Source organism: Streptomyces sp. NPDC030840 (genome assembly GCF_055572015.1).
This window is the reverse complement of sequence record NZ_JBVIEE010000016.1, coordinates 148,041-172,528: the sequence shown is the minus strand read 5'-3', so window position 1 is coordinate 172,528 and position 24,488 is coordinate 148,041. Positions and strand designations below refer to the sequence as shown.

23 protein-coding genes are annotated in these 24,488 nt (G+C 70.7%); 13 read left to right on the top strand and 10 right to left on the bottom strand.

Annotated features, from left to right (window positions below):
• Positions 1-164: 164 nt before the first annotated feature.
• Positions 165-1,133: an NAD(P)-dependent alcohol dehydrogenase gene (locus ACZ49J_RS30160; RefSeq protein WP_467453309.1), complete on the bottom strand. Its 969-nt coding sequence runs from the start codon at positions 1,131-1,133 to the stop codon at positions 165-167.
• Between the two features lie 548 nt (positions 1,134-1,681).
• Here ACZ49J_RS30160 and ACZ49J_RS30155 point away from each other — a divergent pair.
• From ACZ49J_RS30155 to ACZ49J_RS30130, 6 genes are all read left to right on the top strand, one after another.
• Positions 1,682-2,122 (top strand): Lrp/AsnC family transcriptional regulator, encoded by a 441-nt coding sequence (locus ACZ49J_RS30155; protein WP_467453472.1) that lies wholly within the window; start codon positions 1,682-1,684, stop codon positions 2,120-2,122.
• Positions 2,123-2,488: 366 nt separating this feature from the next.
• Positions 2,489-5,464, top strand: coding sequence for an aminotransferase (locus ACZ49J_RS30150; RefSeq protein WP_467453311.1), 2,976 nt, complete (start codon positions 2,489-2,491; stop codon positions 5,462-5,464).
• A gap of 753 nt (positions 5,465-6,217) precedes the next feature.
• A complete protein-coding gene (locus ACZ49J_RS30145) occupies positions 6,218-7,312 on the top strand; it encodes a sugar ABC transporter substrate-binding protein (protein ID WP_467453312.1) in 1,095 nt (364 codons plus the stop codon).
• A gap of 109 nt (positions 7,313-7,421) precedes the next feature.
• The gene (locus ACZ49J_RS30140; protein ID WP_467453314.1) at positions 7,422-8,198 is read left to right on the top strand and encodes an ATP-binding cassette domain-containing protein; all 777 of its coding nucleotides are present in this window, start codon (positions 7,422-7,424) and stop codon (positions 8,196-8,198) included.
• Positions 8,195-9,475: a sugar ABC transporter permease gene (locus ACZ49J_RS30135; RefSeq protein ID WP_467453316.1), complete on the top strand. Its 1,281-nt coding sequence runs from the start codon at positions 8,195-8,197 to the stop codon at positions 9,473-9,475. The genes ACZ49J_RS30140 and ACZ49J_RS30135 overlap by 4 nt, the downstream gene beginning before the upstream one ends.
• Positions 9,476-9,488: 13 nt before the next feature.
• Complete coding sequence (locus ACZ49J_RS30130; protein ID WP_467453317.1) at positions 9,489-10,697, top strand: ROK family protein; 1,209 nt, start codon at positions 9,489-9,491, stop codon at positions 10,695-10,697.
• 52 nt (positions 10,698-10,749) lie between these two features.
• Here ACZ49J_RS30130 and ACZ49J_RS30125 read toward each other — a convergent pair whose 3' ends face one another.
• Complete coding sequence (locus ACZ49J_RS30125) at positions 10,750-11,505, bottom strand: ZIP family metal transporter (protein WP_467453318.1); 756 nt, start codon at positions 11,503-11,505, stop codon at positions 10,750-10,752.
• A gap of 192 nt (positions 11,506-11,697) precedes the next feature.
• Between ACZ49J_RS30125 and ACZ49J_RS30120 the strand changes: the two genes are divergently transcribed.
• The 7 genes from ACZ49J_RS30120 to ACZ49J_RS30090 all read left to right on the top strand — a co-directional run bounded on the left by ACZ49J_RS30120 (position 11,698) and on the right by ACZ49J_RS30090 (position 15,398).
• Positions 11,698-11,970 (top strand): XRE family transcriptional regulator, encoded by a 273-nt coding sequence (locus ACZ49J_RS30120; protein WP_467453319.1) that lies wholly within the window; start codon positions 11,698-11,700, stop codon positions 11,968-11,970.
• A gap of 133 nt (positions 11,971-12,103) precedes the next feature.
• Entirely contained in the window at positions 12,104-13,168 is a 1,065-nt protein-coding gene (locus tag ACZ49J_RS30115) for a YihY/virulence factor BrkB family protein (RefSeq protein ID WP_467453320.1), read from the top strand.
• 90 nt (positions 13,169-13,258) lie between these two features.
• Positions 13,259-13,813 carry a phosphatase PAP2 family protein gene (locus tag ACZ49J_RS30110; protein WP_467453321.1) on the top strand — a complete coding sequence of 185 codons (555 nt, stop codon included), beginning with the start codon at positions 13,259-13,261 and terminating at the stop codon, positions 13,811-13,813.
• 197 nt (positions 13,814-14,010) lie between these two features.
• On the top strand, positions 14,011-14,382 hold the full coding sequence (locus ACZ49J_RS30105; RefSeq protein WP_467453322.1) for a phage holin family protein: 372 nt from the start codon (positions 14,011-14,013) through the stop codon (positions 14,380-14,382).
• On the top strand, positions 14,379-14,858 hold the full coding sequence (locus tag ACZ49J_RS30100; RefSeq protein WP_467453324.1) for a DUF3618 domain-containing protein: 480 nt from the start codon (positions 14,379-14,381) through the stop codon (positions 14,856-14,858). The genes ACZ49J_RS30105 and ACZ49J_RS30100 overlap by 4 nt, the downstream gene beginning before the upstream one ends.
• A 5-nt stretch (positions 14,859-14,863) precedes the next feature.
• Entirely contained in the window at positions 14,864-15,022 is a 159-nt protein-coding gene (locus tag ACZ49J_RS30095) for a hypothetical protein (protein WP_467453326.1), read from the top strand.
• 100 nt (positions 15,023-15,122) lie between these two features.
• Entirely contained in the window at positions 15,123-15,398 is a 276-nt protein-coding gene (locus ACZ49J_RS30090; RefSeq protein ID WP_467453327.1) for a hypothetical protein, read from the top strand.
• 83 nt (positions 15,399-15,481) lie between these two features.
• Here the strand turns inward: ACZ49J_RS30090 and ACZ49J_RS30085 are convergent, their stop codons facing one another.
• The 8 genes from ACZ49J_RS30085 to ACZ49J_RS30050 all read right to left on the bottom strand — a co-directional run bounded on the left by ACZ49J_RS30085 (position 15,482) and on the right by ACZ49J_RS30050 (position 24,477).
• Positions 15,482-16,189: a DUF3618 domain-containing protein gene (locus ACZ49J_RS30085; RefSeq protein WP_467453328.1), complete on the bottom strand. Its 708-nt coding sequence runs from the start codon at positions 16,187-16,189 to the stop codon at positions 15,482-15,484.
• On the bottom strand, positions 16,165-16,590 hold the full coding sequence (locus tag ACZ49J_RS30080; RefSeq protein ID WP_467453329.1) for a phage holin family protein: 426 nt from the start codon (positions 16,588-16,590) through the stop codon (positions 16,165-16,167). Before ACZ49J_RS30080 ends, ACZ49J_RS30085 begins: the two co-directional genes overlap by 25 nt.
• Before the next feature lies 1 nt (position 16,591).
• The gene (locus ACZ49J_RS30075; protein WP_467453330.1) at positions 16,592-17,188 is read right to left on the bottom strand and encodes a hypothetical protein; all 597 of its coding nucleotides are present in this window, start codon (positions 17,186-17,188) and stop codon (positions 16,592-16,594) included.
• A gap of 264 nt (positions 17,189-17,452) precedes the next feature.
• Positions 17,453-19,267 carry an ABC transporter permease subunit gene (locus tag ACZ49J_RS30070; protein ID WP_467453331.1) on the bottom strand — a complete coding sequence of 605 codons (1,815 nt, stop codon included), beginning with the start codon at positions 19,265-19,267 and terminating at the stop codon, positions 17,453-17,455.
• 6 nt (positions 19,268-19,273) lie between these two features.
• The gene (locus ACZ49J_RS30065) at positions 19,274-20,791 is read right to left on the bottom strand and encodes an ABC transporter substrate-binding protein (protein WP_467453332.1); all 1,518 of its coding nucleotides are present in this window, start codon (positions 20,789-20,791) and stop codon (positions 19,274-19,276) included.
• 143 nt (positions 20,792-20,934) lie between these two features.
• A complete protein-coding gene (gene aspA, locus ACZ49J_RS30060; RefSeq protein WP_467453333.1) occupies positions 20,935-22,347 on the bottom strand; it encodes an aspartate ammonia-lyase in 1,413 nt (470 codons plus the stop codon).
• A 132-nt stretch (positions 22,348-22,479) separates the two neighbouring features.
• Complete coding sequence (locus ACZ49J_RS30055; protein WP_467453335.1) at positions 22,480-23,763, bottom strand: NAD(P)/FAD-dependent oxidoreductase; 1,284 nt, start codon at positions 23,761-23,763, stop codon at positions 22,480-22,482.
• Positions 23,764-23,811: 48 nt separating this feature from the next.
• On the bottom strand, positions 23,812-24,477 hold the full coding sequence (locus ACZ49J_RS30050) for a haloacid dehalogenase type II (protein WP_467453337.1): 666 nt from the start codon (positions 24,475-24,477) through the stop codon (positions 23,812-23,814).
• Positions 24,478-24,488 lie beyond the last annotated feature (11 nt).

The window sequence follows — 24,488 nt, the reverse complement described above, 5'->3', positions numbered from 1 at the left end:
ACTTGGGCTGAGAACCGTGCTGGGAACTCTGCAGAGAAGGGGAGGTGACGTGCGGGAACCGGACACCACGACGATTGCCCTGCTGGGATGCCTCATCCGCCGGGGCCACGCCGAGCGCCTCAGCCGCAATTCCGGCCCGCTGACCGGGCTGCGGCGGACAGCCATCAGATGGTGACGACGAGCTTGCCCCGGGGGTGGCCCTGCCTCAGGTGGTGGATGGCTGCGGGTGCCTCGGCGAGGGGGTAGGTACGGTCGATGACCGGGGTGATCTGGTCCTTCTCGGTGAGGTCTTTCAGGGTCAGGAGGTCCTCGCGGCGGGTGAGGGAGACGAGGTTGCGGAGGTTCTGGGCGATGAAGGGGGAGAGCAGGACGGCCCTCAGGCCACGGCTCATACCGCCAAGGAAGCCGCTCCCGCCCTCGCCGCCGACGATAACGAGAGTGCCGCGTGGCGTGAGGGCTCGGCGGAGTACGGCCAGCGGCCGAAGTCCCGCGTTGTCGACGATGACGTCGTAGCGGTGCGGGCTGTCGGTGATGTCCTCGCGCGTGTAGTCGATGACGTGGGTGGCGCCCAGGGACCGGACGAGGTCAGCGCCGGCGGGCCCGCAGACGCCGGTGACCTCGGCGCCGTACATCGTGGCGAGCTGGACGGCGTACGTTCCCACGCCGCCGGACGCGCCGATGACGAGGACCCGCTGACCCGGCTGGGGGCGGGACGTGCCGCTGAGGGCCTGGAGGGCGGTCATACCGGAGACGGGCAGGGCGGCGGCCTGCTCGAACGTGAGGTTGGCGGGCTTGAGCACAACCCTGTCGGCCCTGGCACGCGCATACTCGGCGAAGGACCCCTCGCAGTTGCCGAACACCTCGTCCCCCGGCTTGAAGTCGGTCACCTTCGCCCCGACCGCCTCGACCCGCCCGGCCCCGTCCCAGCCCCGGACGGGGTTCTTGGGCCTACGAAGTCCGAGGGCGACCCGGGCCACGTACGGCTTACCTGTCATCAGGTGCCACACTTCGGGCCCAACACCGGCGGCACGTACCTCGACGAGCACCTCGTCGTCGCCCGGTACGGGACGGTCGATGTCACGCATGTCCAGGAGTTCCTCCGACCCGTACGCATCCTGAACGATCGCCTTCATGACCGTGGCCCCCCTTTGTGGTCTCCGACACCGAACACCCCGCGCTGCGCCGAGCATCCCGTTTCCGAGCATCCCGACGGATCTCCCGTCTGACCAGATTCCTGAGTACGGTCGTTGGGCCGGCCGCGATGAGTTTTCCTACGACGTACGCCCTACCGATCGACGAACCGGCGGACCCGGAGCGGTTCATTACGACGAGGACAGCGCACCCACGGCGCCGCACATCTTCGGACAGCGGGCCCGGCGTCGCGATCACCCGTCCGAAAATCGGCTGGCTGCCGCCCACTGGATGTACCAGTCGTGGAGTTGACCGCCCTGGGTCGTCCGCGCCAGTCGCTGCCCTCGAACGTCGCCTCCTGGCCGGGGCTTCGGCAGGGCTGTCGACGAGCGACACCGCAGGCGGGGCGGGTTCGATGTCCGGTTCCACGCGACCCAAGATCCGAACGATCGATTCTGTTCCAGTGGCGAGTAAATCAAATGCGTCAGGGGTGCATTGCGCGTGAATCGATCGAGTGCTTAGCTGTTCGCGCACCTAGGAGGTGAGTGTCCTGGACGACATCGATCGGGCCATCTTGCGCGAACTGCAGACCGACGGTCGCATCCCCTACGCCGATCTCGGGCCGAAGGTAGGCCTGTCGGCGTCGGCCGCCCGGCAACGGCTGCAGCGGCTGATCGACACCAAGGCGGTACAGGTCGTCGGCGTCACCGACCCCATGGCCATGGGCGGGCAGGCCATGGCCATGCTCGGGCTGGGCGTCGACGGCGATCCGCGAGCGGTGGCCGACGAGCTCTCACGCCACGATGAGGTCGTCTACGCCGTCCTGACCGCCGGCACCTTCGACTTGTTCGCTGAAGCCGTCTGCCGGCGTCCGCGGGACCTGCTGGACTTCATCAACGACGTCGTGCGTCCCATCGAGGGCGTGACAACGGTGGAGAGCTTCCCTTACTTCGGCATTCACACGCACCGGTTCCTCTGGAACGTCGGCTGAGCAGCGCCGTGTTCACGTCGCTCGAGGTCTGTCCACCCACCCGTGTGCCTGCCGGCCGAACCGTCGTGTCCGTCAGCACATCACGGCAGCGCGGAAGCGACCGTCCGGGCTGAAACGGCCCGGCGCCCGCCCTGACCGTGCTGCCCCGAGTCACCTGGCCCGACCAGGCCCGTGTGCATCGCCCCCGTCACATCCGGACGGACTCCCCACGGGGATCAGGACGAGAAGTGACGCCACCGCAGCGCCCCGGTGACCACGGCAGACGAACCCGGCCCTCACGCGCGGGCTACGGACGGTACGCGTCACGCGCACAGTCCCGGCCATGCCACCGCACCCCTCATCACCCGACAGCCGAGGAGACACGTCATGACGCACCATCAGCCGCGCACCGTCGACTTCTTCGCACGCGGGGCCCTCGCAGCCCCTCGGGTGACACCGGACCAGGCCCAGCGCATCGCCGCCGCGAGCTTCGAGATCACCGCGCGTGCCGAGCCGCTGGGCAGCCAGCAGGACGCCAACTTCCTGCTCCGTCAGGACGACGGAACGCCCGCGGCGGTGCTCAAGATCGCGAATCCGGCGTTCGGCGACACCGAGATCGACGCCCAGGACACCGCCGCCGACCTGATCGCCACCGCTCACCCGGACCTGCGCCTGGCCACGGTCCTGCGGGCGCCGGACGGTTCCCCGCGGATCGCCACCGTGCACACCGACGACGGCCCCGCCACGGCGCGGTTGCTGCGCTATCTGCACGGCGGGACCCTCTCGGGGCGGCGCCACCTCTCCCCCCGCACGGTCGCCGCCATGGGACGCGTCGCCGGCCGCGTCAGCACCGCGCTCAGGACCTTCCGCCACCCCGGGCTGGAGCGCGTGCTGCAGTGGGACCTGCGGTACGCGGACCGCGTCGTCGGCCGACTCCTCGAGCACATCCCGGAAGCTGCCCGCCGCGCCGCTGTCCGGGCGGCGACGGACGAGGCGTGGGCCGAGGTGGGCAAGGTCGGTGACCAACTGCCGCGGCAGGCCGTACACCTGGACCTCACCGACGACAACCTGGTCCGCTCACCCGGCAGTCGGCTCCCCCTGCCCGACGGGATCATCGACTTCGGGGACGTGACGGTGAGTTGGGCGGTGTGCGAACTCGCGGTGACCCTGTCCTCGACACTGCACCACGACGGCATGGAACCGCACCACGTGCTCCCCGCGATCCGCGCCTTTCACGACGTCCGCCCGCTGTCCGCCGAGGAGGCGGCGGCCCTGTGGCCGCTCACCGTGCTCCGGGCCGCCACCCTCGTCGTCAGCGGGCGGCACCAGGCCGCGGTCGACGCGGACAACGCCTACGTGCACGCCAACCTCGACCACGAGTGGCGGATCTTCGAGCAGGCCGTCGACGTGCCGTCCGCGGTGATGACCGGTCTCATCAAGGAGACCCTCGGCCTGGCCGAAGGCCGGACCCCCGCCCCGCCGCCGGTCAAACCCCTGCTGGCAGAGCCGGAGCCCACCGATGTGGCCGTACTCGACCTCTCCACCGAGGCCGACGCCATGGACCACGGAGCCTGGCTGGACGAGAGCGCCGCGGACCGCCTCGCAGCCTCTCTCCTCGCACAGGGCACTGCCGCGGTGGCCACCCGGTACGCCCAGCCGCAGCTCAGCGCCGCCACGGCGCTGTCCCAGAGCTCACCCGCGACCGTCGCCACCGGCATCGACCTCTGGCTCCCGCGGCCGACCACCCTGCGCGCGCCCTGCGACGCCGAGTTGCTCCGCGCCGCACCCGGCCATGCGGTACTGACCTGCCGGTCGCACGTGCTCCACCTGGCCTTCAACGACGCCGTCCAGCCCAGCCTTTCCGCCGGCACACCGATACGCGCGGGCGACCAGTTGGTCTCCCTGCCCGCGGGCGCGCACGTCCACCTCTCCCTGCGGCGGCCAGGCTGCCCCGACGTCCCGCCGCTGGTCAGACCCGAGTACGCCGCCGGCTGGCTCGCGCTCACCGCCGATCCCTCCCCGCTCATCGGCACGCCCGCCACCGCCGCCCCGCCGCAGCCGGACCTGCTCGCCCGCCGCGACGCCTCCTTCGCCACCGTCCAGGAGCACTACTACGACGACCCGCCCCGCATCGAACGCGGCTGGCGGCACCACCTGATCTCCACGGACGGACGGTCCTACCTGGACATGGTCAACAACGTCACCCCCCTCGGCCACGCACACCCCGGCGTGGAACAGGCGATCTCACGGCAACTGCGCAGGCTCAACACCAACTCCCGCTTCCACTACGCCGCCGTCGTGGAGTTCACCGAGCGGCTGGCCGCACTGCTGCCCGACCCCCTGGACGCCGTCTTCCTCGTCAACTCCGGCTCCGAAGCCGTCGACCTGGCGATCCGCCTGGCCGTCGGCGCCACCGGCCACACCGACGTCCTCGCCCTCCGTGAGGCCTACCACGGCTGGACCTACGCATCCGACGCCGTCTCCACCTCCGTCGCTGACAACCCCAACGCCCTCACCACCCGGCCGAGCTGGGTCCACACCCTGGACTCACCCAACCCCTACCGGGGACGCCACCGCGGAGAAGAGGCGTCCGCGTACGCGCCCGAGGCCGTCCAGGCCATCCACGACCTCGCCGCAGCGGGCCGGCCGCCGGGCGCCTTCATCAGCGAGTCCTACTACGGCAACGCGGGAGGCGTCGCCCTGCCCGACGGATACCTGCACCAGGTGTACAAGGCGGTGCGCCGCCACGGCGGCCTGGCCATCGCCGACGAGATCCAAGTCGGCTACGGCCGCCTTGGCGCCTGGTTCTGGGGATTCGAACAACAGCGGGTCGTCCCCGACATCGTCTGCGTCGCGAAGGCCATGGGCAACGGCCACCCCCTCGGCGCCGTGATCACCTCACAGGACATCGCCGCCAGATACCGCGACCAGGGCTACTTCTTCTCCTCCACCGGCGGCAGCCCCGTCTCCAGCATCGCCGGACTCACCGTCCTGGACGCCCTCCGTGACGAGGACCTCCAAGGCAACGCCGTACGCACCGGCATGCGTCTCAAAGACGGGCTCGAAACCCTCGCACACCGCCACAGCATCATCGGCGCCGTCCACGGCTCCGGCCTCTACCTCGGCGTCGAACTGGTCCGCGACCGCGCCACCCTGGAACCCGCGACCGAGGAGACAGCCGAGATCTGCGACCGCATGCTCGAACTCGGCGTCATCGTCCAGCCCACCGGCGACCACCTCAACATCCTCAAGATCAAGCCGCCGCTGTGCATCGACTCCACCGCCGTCGACTTCTTCACCGACACCTTCGACCGCGCGCTCACCGAACTGGGCCACCACGACGGAGGTGATCACACCCACTGACCCACGGGGATCCCGCCGTACGCGGCCAGGATCGACCGAAGTTGTCGTCGTGCTGCCAGGTATCCACCCCGGGCGCCGTGTACTGCTCGTCGCCATGTCGTTCCAGGCACTGGCGGATGGTCCACCGGACCAAGGCCCGGGTTGCGGCGTCTCTCGGCGAGTGCGAGCCGGTGTCCAGCGGCAGGATCACCGGGGAGGACATCGAGGGCCCGCGGACGGTCACATCACCCCGACCATGCCGAAGGCCGGCCATCAGGTGACCCGCGCGTTGCCCGCAAGGACATTGAGTTCCTTCAGCGGCTGGCCGTCCACACCGCTGGACTGCGATGTGGACGGCGGCCTGTCCGGCCGGCTGCCGTCGCGTCCCTCCTCCCGCCCGGCCCCGCGCCGTCCGCGCCCCCAGGGCACGTGTGCCCATGAGGGCGGTTGATCGACTGGCCCGGACAGCCGAACCGACGGACCGGCCGCCCCCGAGCCGCAGGCGCCGTGGACCGCGCCGGAAGCCACCTTCCAGGCAGAACGGACAGGCATCCCTCCGTTTCAGCCACGTCACCTGATTGTTATCGCGACCAACAAATTCTCGGCTCCCACCTCTGGCGCACGGGCTCGGAAGCGTCGTAAGTTCCCGCTCACAACATTCAGCCGGACGGACAATCCGGACCCGGCGACTCCCTCGAGAGCGCGTCTCTCCTCCTTCCTCACCACCCTCGTGCGTCCGGTCGTCCGGCCGTAACCCCAGAAAGGACCCTGCCCATGCGCAAGGGACTCCTCGTCACCGCTGCCTCGGTGGCACTGGTCAGCTCGCTCACCGCCTGTGGCGGCTCCTCGTCCAGTGCCGACGGCTCCGGCTCCGACGCCAAGAAGCCGAAGATCGGCGTGATCCTCCCGGACAGCAAGTCGTCGGCTCGCTGGGAGACCGCGGACCGCAAGTACCTCTCCGAGGCGTTCAAGGCCGCGGGCGTCGACTACGACATCCAGAACGCGCAGGGCGACAAGCAGCAGTTCCAGACCATCGCCGACCAGATGATCACCAGCGGCGTCAACGTGCTCGTGATCGTGAACCTGGACAGCGGCACCGGCAAGGCCGTACTGGACAAGGCCAAGACCCAGGGCGTCGCCACGATCGACTACGACCGGCTCACCCTGGGCGGCTCCGCCCAGTACTACGTCAGCTTCGACAACACCGAGGTCGGCAAGCTGCAGGGCGAGGGGCTCAGCAAGTGCCTGAGCGACATGAAGGCCAAGAAGCCGGTCATCGCCACGCTGAACGGCTCGCCGACCGACAACAACGCGACCCTCTTCGCGAAGGGTTACAACAGCGTGCTCGACCCGAAGTACAAGTCGGGCGAGTACGTCAAGGGCCCGGACCAGTCCGTCCCGGACTGGGACAACGCGCAGGCCGGCACCATCTTCGAGCAGATGCTCACCAGCGAGCGCAAGATAGGCGGCGTGCTCGCCGCTAACGACGGTCTCGGCAACGCGGCCATCGCCGTGCTGCGCAAGCAGAACCGCAACGGAGAGGTCCCCGTCACCGGCCAGGACGCCACCGTGCAGGGCCTGCAGAACATCCTCGCGGGCGACCAGTGCATGACCGTCTACAAGGCGGTCAAGAAGGAGGCGGACGCCACGGCCAAGCTCGCCATCTCGCTCGCCAAGGGCGAGAAGGGCGAGACGAACGCGACGGTCGAGGACCCGGAGGGCAAGCGCAAGGTCGCGGCCGTGCTGGAGACACCGGTGGCCATCTACAAGGACAACGTCAAGGACGTCGTGGACGACGGCTTCGTCACCAAGGACGAGCTGTGCACGGGCAAGTACGCCGCCCTGTGCACCAAGGCCGGCATCAAGTAGTCCCTGACCTGCCGGTCCTAACCGATCTCCGGTCCGGACCGGCCGTCCGCGGGCCCCGGGGCCCTGCCCCCGGGGCCCGCGACCTCACGACCGTAAGGAGCCGTCCCCCATGACAGCGACCCCGATCCTCCGACTGCGCGGGATCGACAAGAGTTTCGGCCCGGTGCAGGTGCTGCACGACGTGTCCTTCGACGTCCACCCGGGCGAGGTGACCGCCCTGGTCGGCGACAACGGAGCGGGCAAGTCCACGTTGGTCAAGTGCATCGGTGGGATCCACCCGATCGACGGCGGTGAGTACTGGTTCGAGGACGAGCAGGTGCAGGTGCACAGCCCGCGCGACGCGGCGGCCCTGGGTGTCGAGATCGTGTACCAGGACCTGGCGCTCTGCGACAACCTCGACATCGTGCAGAACATGTTCCTCGGTCGCGAGAAGCGCCGGGGCCTGGTCCTGGACGACGCCACGATGGAGGAAATGGCCGCCAAGACTCTCGAAGGGCTGTCGGTCCGCACCGTCAAGTCCATCCGCCAGCAGGTCTCCAGTCTCTCCGGCGGCCAGCGGCAGACCGTGGCCATCGCCAAGGCCGTGCTGTGGAACAGCAAGGTGGTCATCCTCGACGAGCCGACCGCCGCGCTCGGTGTGGCGCAGACCGCGCAGGTCCTCGAGCTGGTGCGGCGACTCGCCGACAACGGCCTCGCCGTGGTCCTGATCTCGCACAACATGAACGACGTCTTCGCGGTGTCCGACCGGATCGCCGCCCTTTACCTGGGCCGGATGGCCGCCCAGATCCGGACGTCCGACGTCACGCACGCCCAGGTCGTCGAACTCATCACCTCAGGCCGCAGCGGAGATCTCGGCCTCGCCACCACCAACGGAGCCACCGCATGACCGCCGCCGTCGCCCCCGAGAAGCCAGAGTCGCCGGACAGCCCCGGCACGTCGAAGAGGGACGGAGCGGCTGGAGCCGCGAGTCTGCGCTCGGTCGCCCGAAACTATGTCGAGCGGGTTCGAGGCGGGGAGTTGGGGGCCCTTCCCGCCGTCCTCGGCCTGATCGTGCTCTGCGTGTTCTTCGCCGCCCTGCGACCGGTCTTCCTGTCCGAGCTGAACTTCGCCAATCTGCTCACCCAGGGCGCGGGCAGCATCGCCATCGCCATGGGGCTGGTCTTCGTCCTCCTCCTCGGCGAGATCGACCTGTCCGCGGGGTACGCCAGCGGGGTCTGCGCCGCCGTCCTGGCCATCCTGCTCACCGACCACGGATGGCCCTGGTACGGCGCCGTCGGTGCGGCGATCCTCACCGGCACGGTCATCGGCCTGCTGCTCGGCGTGCTGGTGGCGAAGGTCGGCATTCCCTCCTTCGTGGTCACCCTGGCCGCCTTCCTCGGCTTCCAGGGCATCGTGCTGATGCTGCTGAAGGAAGGCACCAACATCTCCATCCGGGACCAGACGATCCTGGCCGTCGCCAACAACAACCTCTCCCCCGCGCTGGGCTGGGTGCTTCTCGCCGTCAGCGTCGGGGCGTACGCGGCGATACTGCTCCGGCAGAACCGCAACCGCCGGCAGCGCGGCCTCGCCACCGCTCCACTCGCCCTGATCGCGGTCAGGATCGGCGGCCTGGCGGTGCTCGGCGCGATCGCCGTCCACCTGCTCAACCAGGAGCGCAGCCGCAACGTCATCGTCGACTCGCTCAAGGGCGTGCCGATCGTGGTACCGGTCATCGCCGTCCTGCTCGTGGCCGGCACGTTCCTGCTCCAGCGCACCTCCTTCGGCCTGCACATCTACGCGGTGGGCGGCAATGCCGAGGCGGCCCGCCGGGCCGGCATCAACGTGGCCGCCATCCGCATCTGCGCGTTCGTCATCTGCTCCTCCCTGGCCGCGGTCGGCGGCATCATCGCCGCGTCCCGGGGCAACTCGGTCGACCCCAACACCGGTGGCAGCAACGTGCTGTTGCTGGCGGTCGGCGCCGCAGTGATCGGCGGCACCAGCCTGTTCGGCGGACGGGGCCGGGTGGTGGACGCCGTGCTCGGCGGCATGGTGGTCGCGGTCATCCAGAACGGCATGGGACTGATGGGGTACAGCTCAGGGGTCAAGTACGCTGTCACGGGCTCGGTTCTGCTGGTGGCCGCAGGCGTGGATGCCCTCTCCCGTCGCCGGGCCGTACAACGATGAGGTCTCTAGCAGCATGAAAGCCGGTCCCTCACAGGAGGAGATCCGCCGGCACAATCTCGGCACCCTGCTCCGCCATGTGCACATCGGCGGGTCCATGTCGCGGGCGGTCCTGGCCGACCGCATGGGCCTGAACCGCAGCACCATCCTCGGCCTGGTCAGCGAGTTGGCCTCGGTCGGCCTGGTCCGTGAGGAACTGCCCCGTGACACCGGCAGGGCGGGCCGGCCGTCCCTGGTGGTACGGCCCGAGACCGACCAGGTGTACGTGCTCGCCCTCGACGTCGGCGTGGACCGGCTGGCCGCCGCGCGCATCGGCCTCGGCGGAGTCTTCCTCGACCGGAGGGAGACCCGCACGGATCCGGTTCGTCGCGGCGCCGGTGACGTGGCCGAGATCCTCGCCGGCCTCGCCCGGCACCTGGTGGACGCGGCGCGGAAGGGAACCGTCTGCGTCGGCGTGGGCGCCGCCGTTCGCGGGATGGTGCGCCGCCCCGACGGCCTGGTCCGTGCCGCGCCCTACATCGACTGGGAGCACGAGGAGTTCGGCGAGGATCTCACCCGTCGGCTGGGTCTCGGTCTTCCCGTCTCGGTCGGGAACGAGGCCAGCCTCGGCGCCCTCGCCGAGCACCTGCGCGGTGCCGGCACCGGCTGCCAGGACCTGGTGTACCTGCACGGGGACATCGGCATAGGCGGCGGCGTGATCACTGGCGGCCAACTCCTGGGCGGCGACAGCGGATACGGCGCCGAGGTCGGGCACATGGTCGTCAACCCGCGCGGCGGCAGACGCTGCGGATGCGGTGCGCACGGCTGCCTCGAAGCCGAGGCCGGCGAGCAGGCCCTGCTCCAGGCCGCACAGCGCGATCCCTCGCCCACCGGCCGGGAGGCCGTACGCGCGGTGGTCGAGGCCGCCGACCGGGGTGACATCACCGCCCGCGCCGCCCTGCAGGACATCGGCGACTGGCTCGGCATCGGCGTCGCCACCCTGGTCAACATCTTCAACCCCCGCACCGTCATCTTCGGCGGGACGCTCCGCGAGGTGTATCTCGGGTCGGCTGCCCAGATACGCAGCCGCATCAATCGCCATGCCCTCACGGCCTCCCGCGAGAACCTGCGACTGCGCGTCGGCGGACTCGGCGACGACGCCGTGCTCATCGGCGCCGCCGAACTCGCCTTCTCCCCCGTCCTCGCGGGTCCACTGGAGGCACTGGCCCGCACCAGCGCCCAGTAGTACCTCGTCAGACCGCGGACGACACCCGGCGGTGGCCGCGTGACCGTGACGGTCAGGTGTGGGAGAGGGCGAAGGAGACCAGGAAGCCGCAGACGGTGATCAGGCCGATGGCGAGGTGGGTGTCCTCGAACGCTTCGGGGATCATCGTGTCGGCGATCATGGCGAGGATCGCTCCGGCGGCGACCGCTGTCACGGCGGCGATCACGGACGGCGAGAAGTTCCCGACCACGCCGTAACCGAGGACGGCGGAGACGGTACTGGCCGCCGCGATCGCGCCCCACACACCGAAGACGTACGCCCTGCCCCGCCCGGCCTTCTTCATGCCCGCGGAACTGGACAGTCCTTCGGGGACGTTGCTGATGAACACCGCTGCCACGGTCACCAGACTGACCGCGCCGCCGTCGAGCAGGCTGACGCCGATGACCGCGGACTCGGGAACACCGTCGAGCAGCGCGCCGAGCGCCAGTGCCGTCCCGGAACCGCCGTGTTGGGCTTCGGACGGCTGGGCCTGCTGGTGGCCGGAGCGCTTGCGGTGGCGGCCTCCCCGGCGGGCCAGCCATACGTTGCCCACCGTGTAGGCCACGGCGCCGGCGAGCGTGCCGACGGCTGCCGGAGCCAACCCCGCCTGCTCGTACGCCTCTCCGACCAGTTCGAAGGAGACCGCCGACAACAGCACTCCGGCGCCGAACGCCATCACGACGGCGATCACTTTCTGCGGAACCCGCAGCCCGTAACCGAGCACGGCACCGATCAGCAACGCCGATCCCGCCACCAGTCCCCACAGTCCCGCCTGTACCACTTCCGTCATGCGGCCCCGTCTACCCGCCCGCCTGTCGCCGCTCACCTCGTGTGGGGGCGAGTGGGAAGGTCATGGCGCCGACGGGTGTGGGAACACGGATGAGACGGTCCTGGTGCCGCGGTCGCGGGGCGGGCGCCCCGCCCGAGCACCGCTCGGCACAGCCACGGAGAGTCGGCACCTCTACGGAGAAGGAGACAGGAGATGGACGGGCTGGCCCGGATACTTCGCGACGCGATGCGCCGGCAGCACCGGAGTGTGGCGGCTGTCGCGTACGCCGCCGACATCCGAGGGCCTCGTGTCAGGGCCTTCGTCGCGGACGGGGCCGCCGGCCCGGTCCGGCCGACCGCGGAGGAACTCGTCGAACTGGCACGGGTGTTGTCCCTCCGTCAGGCGGCGGTGCTGGAGGCGGGCCGCCCGGCCGTTCAGGGAGCCGGTGTTCACCGGCGTGGCACGGTCGGCGCAACGGCTGCCTGAGAGGCTCTCGCCGTCAGCCCGGAAGGGGCACGAGACCGCGGCTGTTCGTGGCCGCGGTCGTCCGCTGGTGACCGCCTCGCCCCGCCGACGGCCCGGTGGCGTAGGCCATCGGTCCCGGGTTACCCGGGGGTGCATGGCAAGGCTGCATCTTCCAGGGCGTAAGAACCCCCAAGGCGTCAACGAGACCCGGGCACCCGGGGTGCCGGCCCCCGAGGAGGCCGGACCCGGACCCGAGGTGGAGCGGCGGGCCCCGGACGCGCCGACGAAGCTGCCGGAGCGTGCCTGGCGTGCGGTGCTCAAGGGCGCGGTGCGGGAGTTCAAGGACGACGAGCTGACCGACCGCGCGGCGGCGCTGACCTACTACGGGGTGCTGTCGCTGTTCCCGGCACTGCTGGTCCTGGTGTCACTGCTGGGCCTCACCGGCAAGTCGGCCACCGACAAGGTGCTGGACAACCTCAAGCAGCTCACCCCCGGCTCGGCGCGCGACATCCTCAGCCGGGCCGTGGAGCAACTGCAGGGAAACGCCGGCACCGGCTCCGTCATGGCGATCGTCGGCGTGGCGCTCGCGGTGTGGTCGGCATCCGGGTACGTGGCGGCGTTCATCCGCGCCGCCAACCGGGTCTACGACATGCCCGAGGGCCGGCCTGTGTGGAAGATCCTTCCCGTACGGGTCGGGCTGACGGTCGTGCTGATGCTGCTGGCGGTGGCCAGTGCGCTGATCGTGGTCTTCACCGGCGGCATCGCCCGTCAGGCCGGTACCGCCCTCGGGATCGGGGACACGGTGCTGACGGTCTGGTCGATCGCCAAGTGGCCCGTCCTCGCGCTGCTGGTCACGAGCATGATCGCCCTCCTGTTCTGGGCGGCCCCGAACGCGCGGGTGAAGGGCTTCAGGTGGATCACTCCGGGTAGCTTCCTCGCCCTGGTGATCTGGATGGTCGCCTCCGCCGGGTTCGCCTTCTACGTGGCCAACTTCGCCTCGTACAACAAGACGTACGGGACCATGGCGGGCGTCATCGTCTTCCTGGTGTGGTTGTGGATCAGCAACCTGGCGATCCTGCTGGGGCTGGAGTTCGACGCGGAGACCGTACGGCAGCGGGCTGTCGCGGGTGGCCTGCCGTCGGACCAGGAGCCGTACACCGAACCGCGCGACACGAGGACGTGGGACGAGGAGGACCTGCGCCGGCTGGACGAGCCGTGATCACCCTGGAGAGGCGGACGAGAGGCAGACGAGAGGCGGCGCAGGGGGCCTCCCCGCTTGAGTCGTGGCACTTCGGGATACCCGCAGTACATGAGTTTGCTGACGGGGGCGCTCGACGCCGACCGGGTTCTGACGCAGCAGGCGGCCTCCCGCATCCCGCCGCGGATCGGCAGGGTGCTGTCCGCGGTGGAGGAGGCGGCGGAGAGCACGAAACTGTGGTGCGGCGCCGCGGCGACGATGGCGTGGCTGGGCGGCCTGCGCGGCCGGAAGGCCGCGGCGGCCGGTCTGGCCGCCCTGGCAGTGGCCCAGCTGCTGTCGAACGGCCTGTGCAAGCAGGTCGCCGACCGGCCCAGGCCGCCCAAGGACTGGATCCCGCACGACGATGTCGACGACCGCCCCGACTCGTCCTCCTTCCCCTCCGGACACACGGCCGCCGCGGTCGCCTTCACCGCCGCCGTCGCGCCCTCCTGGCCGCTTGCCGGTGCTCTGTGCACGGTGCCCGCCGCCGCGGTGGCCGTCGAGCGGGTGCAGTCGGGTGCCCACTACCCCAGCGACGTGGCCACCGGCGCCGCCATCGGCCTGACCAGCGCCTGGCTCACCCGCCGCGCTCCCGTGCTGCTGTTGAGGCACCGGCTTCGGTGGTGAACGAGTTGTGCAGGAGCCGCGCCTAACTGCCCTGAGCTGGGCTGTCCTGGGTACTCGCGTGGCTGCCCGAGTGCCGGAACCGCAGGAGGGCGGGCCGGCGGGCTGGACGAGACGGATGGGAGGTGATCGCCGTGTCGAGTACGCGGCCGCAGCACACCGGGCCTGGCCCAGGGGCGCCCGGCCCCGACCAGGAGCCGGTGAGCGAGCTGGTGCAGCGGGCGTCGCACCAGCTCACGGAGCTGGTGCGTGGCGAACTCCGCCTGGCACAGGCGGAGATGAAGGAGAAAGGCCGGCGCTACGGCAAGGGCGGGGGGCTGTTCGACGGTGCCGGGCTGGTGGGTTTCCTCACCTCGCAGGCCCTGGTGGCCACCGCGATCGCCGCGCTGGCCGTGCCGTTGCCGGTGTGGGCGGCGGCACTGATCGTGACCGCGGTGCTGGGTGTGATCGCCGCGGTGCTGACCCTGAACGGAAGGAAGCAGGTCAGCCAGGCCGCTCCGCCGGCACCCGAGCAGACGATCGAGAACGTGAAGGCCGACGTGGCCGCAATCAAGGAGAGTGCTCACCGATGACCCAGCCGCCCCACGACGAGAAGACCGCCTCCGACCCCGAGGAGCTGCGCGAGCAGGTCGAGCAGACCCGCGAAGAGCTCGGTCGGACAGTCGGGGCGCTCGCGGCCCGGACCGACGTCAAGGCGCGGGCCCAGGTGAAGGCCACCGAAGTCACACAGCAGGCCGCCGCCAAGGCCGGCGAGCTGAAGGAACAGGTCGCCGTCAAGGCCGGCGAGCTGAAGGCCAAGGCAGCCGACCTGGCACACCAGGCGCAGGACAACGTGCCCGATCCCGTCAAGGACAGGACCGTCCGCGTCGCCGGGCAGGCCCGCGCGAAAGCGGCTCAAGCCGGCCGGCTGTGGGAGGACAAGGCGCCGGAGCCGGTACGGCACAGGACGGCTCACGGGGCGCGGCTGGCACGGGACAACCGCGGCGTGCTGCTGACAGCCGTCGGCGTGACCGTCGTGGTGTGGCTGGCCTGCCGCCGGAAGCGGTGAGAGCCGTGAAGGCTCCGGCTTTCAAGCCGGTTGGTCCGGCTCTCGGCGCCGGCGGCGTGCTCGCCGGCGCCGCGTTCGGGCAGGCCGGGAAGGTCCTCGGCCTCGACGAGGACACCCCCGGCGCCGCCGCCGGCCGTCACCCGACCGCCACGCGGCCCGGCTGACCCGACACGCCAAGGGGTGCCGGTACCACCTGGTACCGGCACCCCTCGTCCGCATCGCTCCCCCCACGGAAAGACCCACACCACCGTGTCCGCTCAGCACGTGATCTCCGTCTTGGCCGCGGCAGCGGCCATCGGCATCCTCCTGACCGCCCCATGGATCGCCACCCGCCGGCGCCACCGACATGGCGCCGGCCCAGCGCTTCGGCGCCGTCACCGCGGCGACCGCCGCCGGGACGACCGTGCGGACGGGACAGCGTCCGCCGCGGCCGAGGTGCCGGATGACGCGGCCTTCCTCGCCGTCCGGGACGCCGAGCGTCACGTCCACCGCTGTTGGCAGCGGCTCCAGACACGGCGCGACCCTCTCGACTGGCAGTGACGACGCGACGTGGTGGCGCCTTCGGGTCACCATCTGGTCACCGCGCCCGCCGCGCCGACTGACGTTGTCCGTGCGGCGGCGTTCTACGAACCGGACTGCCTGCGTGTTTCGTCGGCCGTGGTCCGGGCGGACTGGCGGGCCTGGTCGGTGACCTGCCCGGCTTGGTCCTTGGCCTGTTCCGCGGTGCTGCGGGCGGCCTCGCCGGCAGTGCCCTTGACCTCCTCCGCCGCCTGCCGGCCGGCCTGGGTCGCGTCCTGTTTGAGCTGCTGGGCGGAGTCCAGCGCGGCCTGCTTGACCGGCTCGACCGCCTCTCCGGCCCGGTCGGCTAGCCGGCTCGCGGCCTGCTGTTCGGCCTCGGAGGCGGGCAGCAGGGACGCGGTCAGCAGTCCGGCGCCGAAGGCGATCAGACCGGCCGCCAGCGGATTGCCCTGCGTCTGCCGCACCGCTTGCTCAGGGGCCTGCCGTACGGCCTCACCCGCCTGCTGGGCGGCCTGACGCGCGGTGTCCGTGACCTCACCCGCCGCCTGACGTGCCGTGTCCGTGGCCTGCCCGGTGGACTCCTGAACCGACTGAGCGGCCTGCCGCGTCCGGTCGGTGGCCCGACCGGTCGCCTCGGACGCCGTGCCCATCACCCGCTCTGTCATCCCCGACAGCGCGCCCCGGACACGCCGGGCCCGACGCCGTGCCATCTTGCGCGGCCGGGCGCGGTCCGCGAGCCGGGAGACGTCCTCGGACAGTCGTTCCCGGGTTCTTTCGATATCGGCCCTTACCTGGTCGGGTGCCGTGCCCATCGCATGTCCTCCTTCAGTGTCTCCATGGTCTGTTCCGGCTTCGGCGAGACGGTCCGCATCCGGTCACGGCCCCTGCGGTACAGAAAAGCACCGGCCAGCGCCCACACCGCGGTGACGATCAGCGCGGCCCAGCCCAGGTCCATGACGTTGTCCAGGGCGAACATCGCCGCCAGCGACACGAAGAGGGCCACCATGTAACCGGCGAACCCGGCCCCGCCGAACATCCCGGCGGCCTTGCCCGCCTTGGTGGCCTCCTCCTGAACCTCGGCCTTGGCCAGCTTCACCTCCTGCCGGAACAAGTGCTGCACGTCCGACGTCACCGACGACAGCAGCTCACCCACCGAGCTGTCCTGGTCGACCTGGCCCGCCGACTGCGGGGACCGCGGCGAGAACGACGACATCTCAGACCCCCCGGTGGCCCGGCAGCTCCGGTGGCACGCCCGCCGCGGGCAGGCCCTGCTCACCCTGGGACGGAGGCAGCGCCGACGGCCGTGGACGAGAGCCGTCGGCCTTGCTGCCGGCCTTGGCCAGCCGCCCGACGGCCAGCCCCGCCAGGGCAGCCGCGCCCAGGAAGACTCCCGGCCGCCGCCGGGCGAAGTCCTGCACGTCCTGGACCAGGCCTTCCGCACCTTGCTTGTCCAGGTAGTCGGCGGCACGGTGACCGCGGTCGGCCATCTGCGTCACCAGGGTCCTCGCGGAGGACTCGCCGTCCGCCTTGTCCGCGAGGCCGGACAGGTCGTCCGCCCACTGCCGCAGGGCCTCCGCCCCACGCCTGGTCTGGCTCTCGGCCTGCTCGGTGACCCGCCCGCGCAGCTCACGAGCTGCCGCGCCGGCCTGTTCCCGGGCCTCACCGGTTACGGCCCTCGCCTGCTCGGTGACCGTTCCGGCGACCTCGCCCGCCGCCTGCCTCGCCCGGCCGGCCGTGGCCGACGCCTCCTGCTTCGCCGTCTGCCCGGCCTGCTGAGCACGCCCGGCACCCTCATTCGCCATGTCACTCATGAGTTCCTCCATCTCGGGGACGCCGCCCATGGATCTCGGTCAGGACCCCGACCGTCCGCGGCATCGGTACGCACCCCACCGCGCTCCGCCCCCACGGGCGCCGAGACCGGAACCGCCTGCCCCTGGCAGGTGCGGCCCTCTCTCCCCGTCGACTAACCCTCACCCGATCGGCCAAACAGAAAATATCGCCACAAATCGCTCAGCGTCCTGCCCGCACCGTCGACGAGGACCACGACCGGCCCGCGCGGCCGCCGGGCTTTCGCCTCACTCCCCGGGCGAACTCACCCCGACGACCGGGGACATGGCGGAGGGCGAGCGCCGCGGTCGGTGTCCGGTCCCTGCCGACGCCGTACCGGACACGGCGAGGACGGAGAGCAGGACGAGTGCGCAGGCCGGGCCGAGTACGGTCCAGGGCGCCAGTTCCACGTACGGCTGGTTCTCCGACAGCAGGCGGCCCCACTCCGCGGTGGGCGGCTGCTCCCCCAGGCCGAGGAAGCCGAGGGAGGCCAGCACGAGGACCGTGGTGGGCAGGCGCAGGAGGGCGTTGCGCAGTACGGCGGGCAGTACGGCGGGCAGCAGGTGGTGGCGGAGCAGGTACGTCGGGCCGGCGCCGAAGGAGAGGGACGCGAGCATGTGCCCGCTGGCCCGTTCCTGTTCGAGCAGGGCCGAGGCCTGGGCCGCGTAGGGGGTCCAGCCGACCAGGCAGACCGCGCACGCGGCACTCCAGGCCGACGGCCCTGTCACCGCGGTCGTCAGCAGTCCGGCGAGAACCACCGGCAGCGTCGCGACCACTTCCGTCAGGCCCGCGCCCACCTGTGCGGCCATGCCGAGGAGGAGCCCGGTGACCGTGCAGACCGCCGTCACCGCGAGGGCCGTGCCCACCGTACGCAGCGCACCGTGGCCCAGGCGGGCGAGCAGGTCACGGCCGAGGGAATCAGTGCCCAGGGGGTGTGCGACCGAGGGCGGGAGCAGCCGGGCCGCCGTGTCCACGTGGAGGGGGTCGCGCAGCAGTCCGGCGACGACCAGGGTGAGCAGGGCGACGGCACAGGCTCCGGCGGCCCAGCGGGTGGAGCGCCCCCGGGGGAGGGCCGGCGCGTGCAGGGCGGGCAGGGCCCCGTCCCGCAGGGCCGGGCCGAGGAGAGCGCGGCGCAGGGCCTGGATGAGGAGGCCCGCGGCGATGCCCAGCAGAATGAGGGCGAGCGTCACGGTCTGCAGGGGCGGAAAGTCCTGGGCGATGGCGGCCTCCAGGGCGAGCCGGCCGAGCCCCGGGATGTTGAAGATCTTCTCCACCGCGACGGCACCGCCGACCAGCGCCACCACGGTCGGCAGGAGCTGCGGGAGGACGCCGGCCAGCGTGCGGCGCAGCGCGTGCCGGGCTATGTGGCCGGGCGCGAACCCGTAGGCGTGCCAGGTCCGCGCCCACGGCTCGTTGAACGCGGCGGGCAGCGACTGGTCGAGCAGACCGCCGATCATCGCCCCGGACGGGACACCGAGGGCGAGCGCGGGCAGCACCATGGACGGCGGCCCCTCCCAGCCGCTCGACGGGAACCAGCCCAGCCACACTCCGCACACGGTGGCGAGCAGGGAGGCGAGCAGGAACTTGGGCAGCGCGGCGAGGACGGCGGCCCCGGCGCCCCCTCTCCCCCGGTGCAGCCGTCGCCGGGAGCCGAGGTACAGGGTGCGGGCGCCGACCAGTGCGGCCACGGCGATCGTGACCACGAGCGCGCCGAGCATCAAGGTGAGGGAGACCGCGAAGGCCGCCGTCACCTGGGGGAGAACCGCTTCGCCCGACACCCAGGAGGTGCCCGCGTCGCCCTGCGGCAGTCCACCGAGCCAGTCTGCGAGGTGAGTGAACGGCCCTTCGTCCAGGCGGAGTTGCTCACGTACGGCGGCCAGTTGCGCGGGGGTCGGGTCCTGGTCGGCGGAGCGGGCCCGCAGGACCGTCAGCGCGGGGTCGTTCCCCGACAGCCAGGGCAGCATGGCCACGGCCGTCAGCAGCGCGGCCCCGGCGGTGAGGCGGCCCAGACCCGCGTGCCACCGGGACGGGCGGGCCTCGGTACCGGCCGACGTAACGCTCATCGGCCTCTACTTCAGGTGGGTGTCGACGTCGATCAGGGAGCGCTCGCGCGGGTCGAGGAGCACGCCCTCGACGTCGGTGGCGATGCCCTGGATGACCTTCTCGTGGACGAGCGGGACGACGGCGTCGGTGCGCAGGATCTGCGCCTCGGCGGCCATGATCTTCTGCTGCCGCTTTGTCACGTCGCTTTCCCCGGCGGCGGACTTGATGGCCTGGTCCACCTTCGGGTCCTTCAGGCGGGCGATGTTGTACACGCCGTTGCTTGTGTAGTCGCTGGCCAGGTAGGCGACCGCGTCGCCGGTGTCGAGGAGCACCACCCGGGACATGACGAGGGCGTCGTACTTGCCGGCGAGGAGGTCGGCCTCCATCTGTGTGTACTCGCGGACGTCCTGCTTCACGGTGAACCCGGCCTGCTCCAGCTGCTGCTGCAGCACGGTGGCGGCCTCGGGCAGTTCCGCGCGGTTGGTGAAGGCGGCCAGACGCAGGGTCTTGCCCTTCGTCTTGGACCTGACCTGTGCGGGTGTCGCGGCCTTGGCGCGGCCGGTGACGTCGACGCGCTTGTCGACCGTCCAGGACACGGCGGGTCCGAACAGGCCCTGCGCGGGGTCGGCGTAGCCGCCGAAGATCGAGTCGACGAGGGCGGAGCCGTCCACGGCCTCGCGGGCCGCCGCGCGCAGCGCGGGGTCGGTGAACAGGCCGTTGCCGGTGTTGAGGATGAGACTGTCGGTTCGTACTGAGGGCACTTCGTGACGGGTTTTCGCGTCCAGCAGCTTCGCCTGTGAGGTGGGGATCCATTCGGCGATGTCGACGTCGCCGCTGCGCAGGGCGTTGGCGCGGGCAGTGCCGTCGGCTATCCAGGTGACGTCGATGCCGGGCGCCTTGGCCTTGCCGCCCCAGTAGCCGTCGTAACGGTCGAGCGTGGCCTTGGACTTACCGGTCAGCTTCGTGACCTTGAAGGGGCCGGTTCCGGTGCCGATCGGGCTGGCGGTGCCGTCCTTCGCGTACGCCTTGGCGGAGAGGATGGCCAGCACCGGGCTGGCCATCCGCAGCGGGAGCACCGGGTCGGCGGCCTTGGTGCTGATGGTGACCGTGTCGGCGTCGTCGGCCTTCGCGGTGAGGGTCACGTCGCTGAGGACGCGGGGCTTGGGCGTTGCGGCGTCCGCGTGGTCGAGGGCGTTGACCACGGATTCGGCGGTGACCGGCGTGCCGTCCTGGAAGGTGGCCTTGCGCAGTTCGAAGGTCCAGGTCGTGGGGTTGTTCTGTTTCCAGGACTTCGCCAGCGCGGGGGCTGCGGCGCCGTTCTTGTCCAGGGCGGTGAGTCCTTCGACCACGGAAAGCTTGCCCAGCAAGGTCGCGTCGTCGCTGTACGGGGACAGCGCCTGCACCGGCGGCCGGGCGAGCGCGACCCTCAGCCGACCGGCAGACCCGCCTTCAGGGCCCGTGCCTTGCTCGCCGGATACGAAACAGCCGGCCAGCAGCGGGGTGAGGGCGAGCGCCGCGAAGAGGCCACGGGAGGTCGTACGCATGGGGGTCCTGTCGTGCGGGTGAAGGAGGGTTGATCGCAGCATATAAGGTAACCCTTACTTAACTTCACCCAGGTCAGTGAGATCTCAGTCCATGAGATCGACGTCAGACCCTCAACCCCTCAGACCCTCCAACCGTCAGACCGTCAGGCCAAGGCCTGCCTTGCTCCCGCGACGGCCTCGGGCCGGAGCAGGCCGGCGAGCGTCCCGGCGGGCAACAGGCCTCGTTCCAGGACGAGTTCGGCCACTCCCCGGCCGGTGGCGAGGGCTTCCTTGGCGATGTCGGTGGCGGCCGTGTACCCGATGTGCGGGTTGAGGGCGGTGACCAGGCCGATGGAGTTCTCCACGGTCGCGCGGAGCCTGTCGGTGTTGGCGGTGATGCCGTCCACGCAGCGCTCGGCCAGTGTCAGGCAGGCCGCCCGCAGGTGGGTGATGCTCTCCGAGAGCGAGTGCAGGATCACCGGCTCGAAGGCGTTGAGCTGGAGTTGTCCGGCCTCCGCGGCCATGGTGATGGTGACGTCGTTGCCGATGACCTCGAAGGCGACCTGGTTGACGACCTCGGGGATGACCGGGTTGACCTTGCCCGGCATGATGCTCGAACCCGCCTGCACGGGCGGCAGGTTGAGCTCGCCCAGCCCGGCGCGCGGACCGGAGGACAGCAGGCGCAGGTCGTTGCAGCTCTTGGAGAGTTTGACCGCTATCCGCTTGAGCACGCCCGACATCTGCACGAACGCGCCGCAGTCCTGGGTCGCTTCGACCAGGTTGACGGCGGTGAGCAGGGGCAGCCCGGTGATCGCGGCGAGGTGGCGGCGCGCGGACTCGGCGTATCCGGCGGGGGCGTTGAGGCCGGTGCCGATCGCGGTGGCGCCGAGGTTGATCTCGTGGATCAGCTCCACGGCCTCGGCGAGACGGCCGCGGTCCTCCTCGATCATGACCGCGTACGCGGAGAACTCCTGACCCAGCGTCATCGGCACCGCGTCCTGCAGCTGGGTGCGGCCCATCTTGAGGATGTCGCGGAACTCGACCGCCTTGGCGGCGAAGGCGTCCTGGAGCACAGACATGGCTTTGAGCAGACCGTGTACCGCGAACACCGTCGCGACCCTGATCGCGGTCGGGTAGACGTCGTTGGTCGACTGGCCGAGGTTGACGTCCTCGTTGGGGTGCAGGTACGCGTACTGGCCCTTCTCGCGGCCCAGCAGTTCCAGCGCCCGGTTCGCGACGACCTCGTTGGCGTTCATGTTGGTCGAGGTGCCGGCGCCGCCCTGGATCACGTCGACGACGAACTGGTCGTGGAGCTTTCCGGCGCGGATCTCCCGGCAGGCCGCGACGATCGCGGCCGCCTTCCCCGGCTCCAGCAGGCCCAGTTCCTCGTTCGCCAGGGCGGCGGCCTCCTTCACCGCGGCCAGGGCTTCGATCAGGTAGGGGTGGGCGGAGATCGGCGTTCCGGTGATGGGGAAGTTCTCCAGGGCGCGCAGGGTGTGCACGCCCCAGTACGCGTCGGCGGGGACCTCGCGGTCGCCGAGCAGGTCGTGCTCGCTGCGGGTGGCTGGGGCGGTCATGGCGGTGCGGGCCTTCTCTCGGAACGGGTCGGGGCATGGGGTACGGAGTGGGGAAGCGGCGGTGACACGGCGGGGACTTCCCACGACCGCTTCGTGGGAAGTCCCCGTGGTGTCACCGCCGTCGGCGTCGGCTCAGAGCAGCTTGTCCTTCGCCTTGTAGTAGGCGCCGCCGAACGGCAGGAACCAGGGTGTGCCGTTGTAGAAGGGGACGGGCACCTTCGGGAAGCCGAAGCCGCGCATCGGGTTGGCCTCGGGATTGCCGTCCATCATCTCGGCGACCGCGCGGCCCATGTACGTGGCCATCTGGACGCCGTGGCCGCAGTAACCCATGGAGTAGTACAGGCCGTTGACGTCACCCGCGTGCGGGATGCGGTCCCAGGAGAAGCCGACCATGCCGCCCCACACGTAGTCGATGCGCACCCCCGCCAGCTGCGGGAAGATCTCGGTCATCTCCCGCTTGAGGATGTCACCGCTCTTGACGTCGGACGCCGGGTTGGAGGGGGCGAATCGGGCCCGGCCGCCGAAGGCGAGGCGGTTGTCCGGCGTGAGACGGATGTAGTTGCCGACATTCTTATGGGCGACCAGCAGGCGGCCGTTGGGGATGAGCTCCTTGGCGCGCGCCTCCCCCAGCGGCTCGGTGACGATGATGAAGCTGCCGACGTTGATCAGCCGCTTGCGGAACCACGGCATCGAATTGTCGGTGTAGGCATCCGTCGCCGCCATGACCTGCTTGGCACGGATGGTGCCGCGCATGGTCTCCACCACGAAGCCGCCGCCAGGGAGGCGGGTGAGGCCGGTGGCGGCGTTGCGCTCGTGGATCTCGGCACCGGCACGCTCGGCGGCGTCTGCCAGGCCGACGACGAACTTGCCCACGTGCAGGGCTGCGCCGAGCGGGTCGAGCAGGGCGCCGTGGTAGTGGTCCGAGCCCAGCTCGGCGCGCAGCTCGCTCTTGCTCAGGACGACCGTCTCGTGGCCGAAGTTCTCGGCCAGGTCGCGCTGCTTGGCGTGCATGCCCTCGAGGTGCTTGGGCTTGCAGACCAAGCCGAGGCGCCCGGCACGGTGGAAGTCGCAGTCGATCTCCTCCCTGACCGCGATCTCCTCGACAAGGTCCACAGCGACGCGGAACGCGTCGTAGAGCTCGCGAGCACGTTCCTGCCCGTAGCGCTGGCGGGCCTGGGCCGGGCTGATGGTGATGCCGGGGTTGCAGTGGCTGCCGTTGCGCCCGGAGGCGCCCGAACCGACCTGGTCCTTCTCCACGAGGACGACCCGGGCACCCTTGCGGGCGGCGTGGTAAGCGGTGGACAGGCCGGTGAGGCCGCCGCCGATCACCACCACGTCCGCCTCGTCGGGCAGGTCCTTCCCGGAACGGTCGGGCAGGGCGGGGGCTGTGTCCATCCAGTAGGGGATCTGCTTCATGGCGTGCGTCCTCTGTCTTCTCGCTCTGTTTCGCCGGTGAGCCGTCGGTCAGCAGCCGAGCAGCTTCGGCAGGCCCGACAGGTCGGGCAGCTCGTCGTAGGGCTGGTAGTCGGCGCTGCCCTTGCGGCCGTAGCGGTTGATCCACACCCGGCGCTTCAGGCCCAGGTCGCGGGTCGGGATGTGGTCGTACTCCCAGCCCTGGGCGACGTGGATGACCTGCGACGGCTCGACACCCATGGTCCGGAAGGCGTGCTTGAAGGCCTGGCGGTCCGGCTTGTAGGCACCGGCCTGCTGGGCGGTGATGACGTAGTCGAAATCGACGCCGATGTTCTCGACGTTCCGCGCGATCAGGTTGTCGTCGGTGTTGGAGATGATGGCGATCTCGTACTTGGTCTTCAGCTGCCGCAGGGCCGCGGGGACCTCCGGCCAGGGGCCGAAGGTGGGGACGGCGTCCACGAGGGCCTCGCCGTCGGTCTCGCGGTACTCAAGTCCGTGCAGGCGCATGGCGTTGCGCAGGCTGGAGTGCAGGATCTCGTGGTAGGGGCGGTAGGCCTCCAGGACGGCCTGGAAGCGCATGACGCGGAAGTCGTCGAGGAACTCGTCGACGTCCAGGTTGTCCAGGTCAAGCCGGTCCTCGAGCACCTTCAGGGTCGTGGGACCGAGCTCGAAGTTGATCAGGGTCGCATAGGCGTCGAAGGTGACGATCTCTCGCATGATGTTCAGCC

Bases quoted from the DNA above. Each gene is read 5' to 3' on its own strand.
- aspA (WP_467453333.1), bottom strand. From the start codon at position 22,347: ATGACCGCCCCAGCCACCCGCAGCGAGCACGACCTGCTCGGCGACCGC.
- ACZ49J_RS30075 (WP_467453330.1), bottom strand. From the start codon at position 17,188: ATGAGTGACATGGCGAATGAGGGTGCCGGGCGTGCTCAGCAGGCCGGG.
- ACZ49J_RS30125 (WP_467453318.1), bottom strand. From the start codon at position 11,505: ATGACGGAAGTGGTACAGGCGGGACTGTGGGGACTGGTGGCGGGATCG.
- ACZ49J_RS30110 (WP_467453321.1), top strand. From the start codon at position 13,259: ATGAGTTTGCTGACGGGGGCGCTCGACGCCGACCGGGTTCTGACGCAG.
- ACZ49J_RS30135 (WP_467453316.1), top strand. From the start codon at position 8,195: ATGACCGCCGCCGTCGCCCCCGAGAAGCCAGAGTCGCCGGACAGCCCC.
- ACZ49J_RS30050 (WP_467453337.1), bottom strand. From the start codon at position 24,477: ATGCGAGAGATCGTCACCTTCGACGCCTATGCGACCCTGATCAACTTC.
- ACZ49J_RS30100 (WP_467453324.1), top strand. From the start codon at position 14,379: ATGACCCAGCCGCCCCACGACGAGAAGACCGCCTCCGACCCCGAGGAG.
- ACZ49J_RS30085 (WP_467453328.1), bottom strand. From the start codon at position 16,189: ATGGGCACGGCACCCGACCAGGTAAGGGCCGATATCGAAAGAACCCGG.
- ACZ49J_RS30070 (WP_467453331.1), bottom strand. From the start codon at position 19,267: ATGAGCGTTACGTCGGCCGGTACCGAGGCCCGCCCGTCCCGGTGGCAC.
- ACZ49J_RS30120 (WP_467453319.1), top strand. From the start codon at position 11,698: ATGGACGGGCTGGCCCGGATACTTCGCGACGCGATGCGCCGGCAGCAC.
- ACZ49J_RS30065 (WP_467453332.1), bottom strand. From the start codon at position 20,791: ATGCGTACGACCTCCCGTGGCCTCTTCGCGGCGCTCGCCCTCACCCCG.
- ACZ49J_RS30160 (WP_467453309.1), bottom strand. From the start codon at position 1,133: ATGAAGGCGATCGTTCAGGATGCGTACGGGTCGGAGGAACTCCTGGAC.
- ACZ49J_RS30080 (WP_467453329.1), bottom strand. From the start codon at position 16,590: ATGTCGTCGTTCTCGCCGCGGTCCCCGCAGTCGGCGGGCCAGGTCGAC.
- ACZ49J_RS30130 (WP_467453317.1), top strand. From the start codon at position 9,489: ATGAAAGCCGGTCCCTCACAGGAGGAGATCCGCCGGCACAATCTCGGC.
- ACZ49J_RS30055 (WP_467453335.1), bottom strand. From the start codon at position 23,763: ATGAAGCAGATCCCCTACTGGATGGACACAGCCCCCGCCCTGCCCGAC.
- ACZ49J_RS30150 (WP_467453311.1), top strand. From the start codon at position 2,489: ATGACGCACCATCAGCCGCGCACCGTCGACTTCTTCGCACGCGGGGCC.
- ACZ49J_RS30140 (WP_467453314.1), top strand. From the start codon at position 7,422: ATGACAGCGACCCCGATCCTCCGACTGCGCGGGATCGACAAGAGTTTC.
- ACZ49J_RS30115 (WP_467453320.1), top strand. From the start codon at position 12,104: ATGGCAAGGCTGCATCTTCCAGGGCGTAAGAACCCCCAAGGCGTCAAC.
- ACZ49J_RS30145 (WP_467453312.1), top strand. From the start codon at position 6,218: ATGCGCAAGGGACTCCTCGTCACCGCTGCCTCGGTGGCACTGGTCAGC.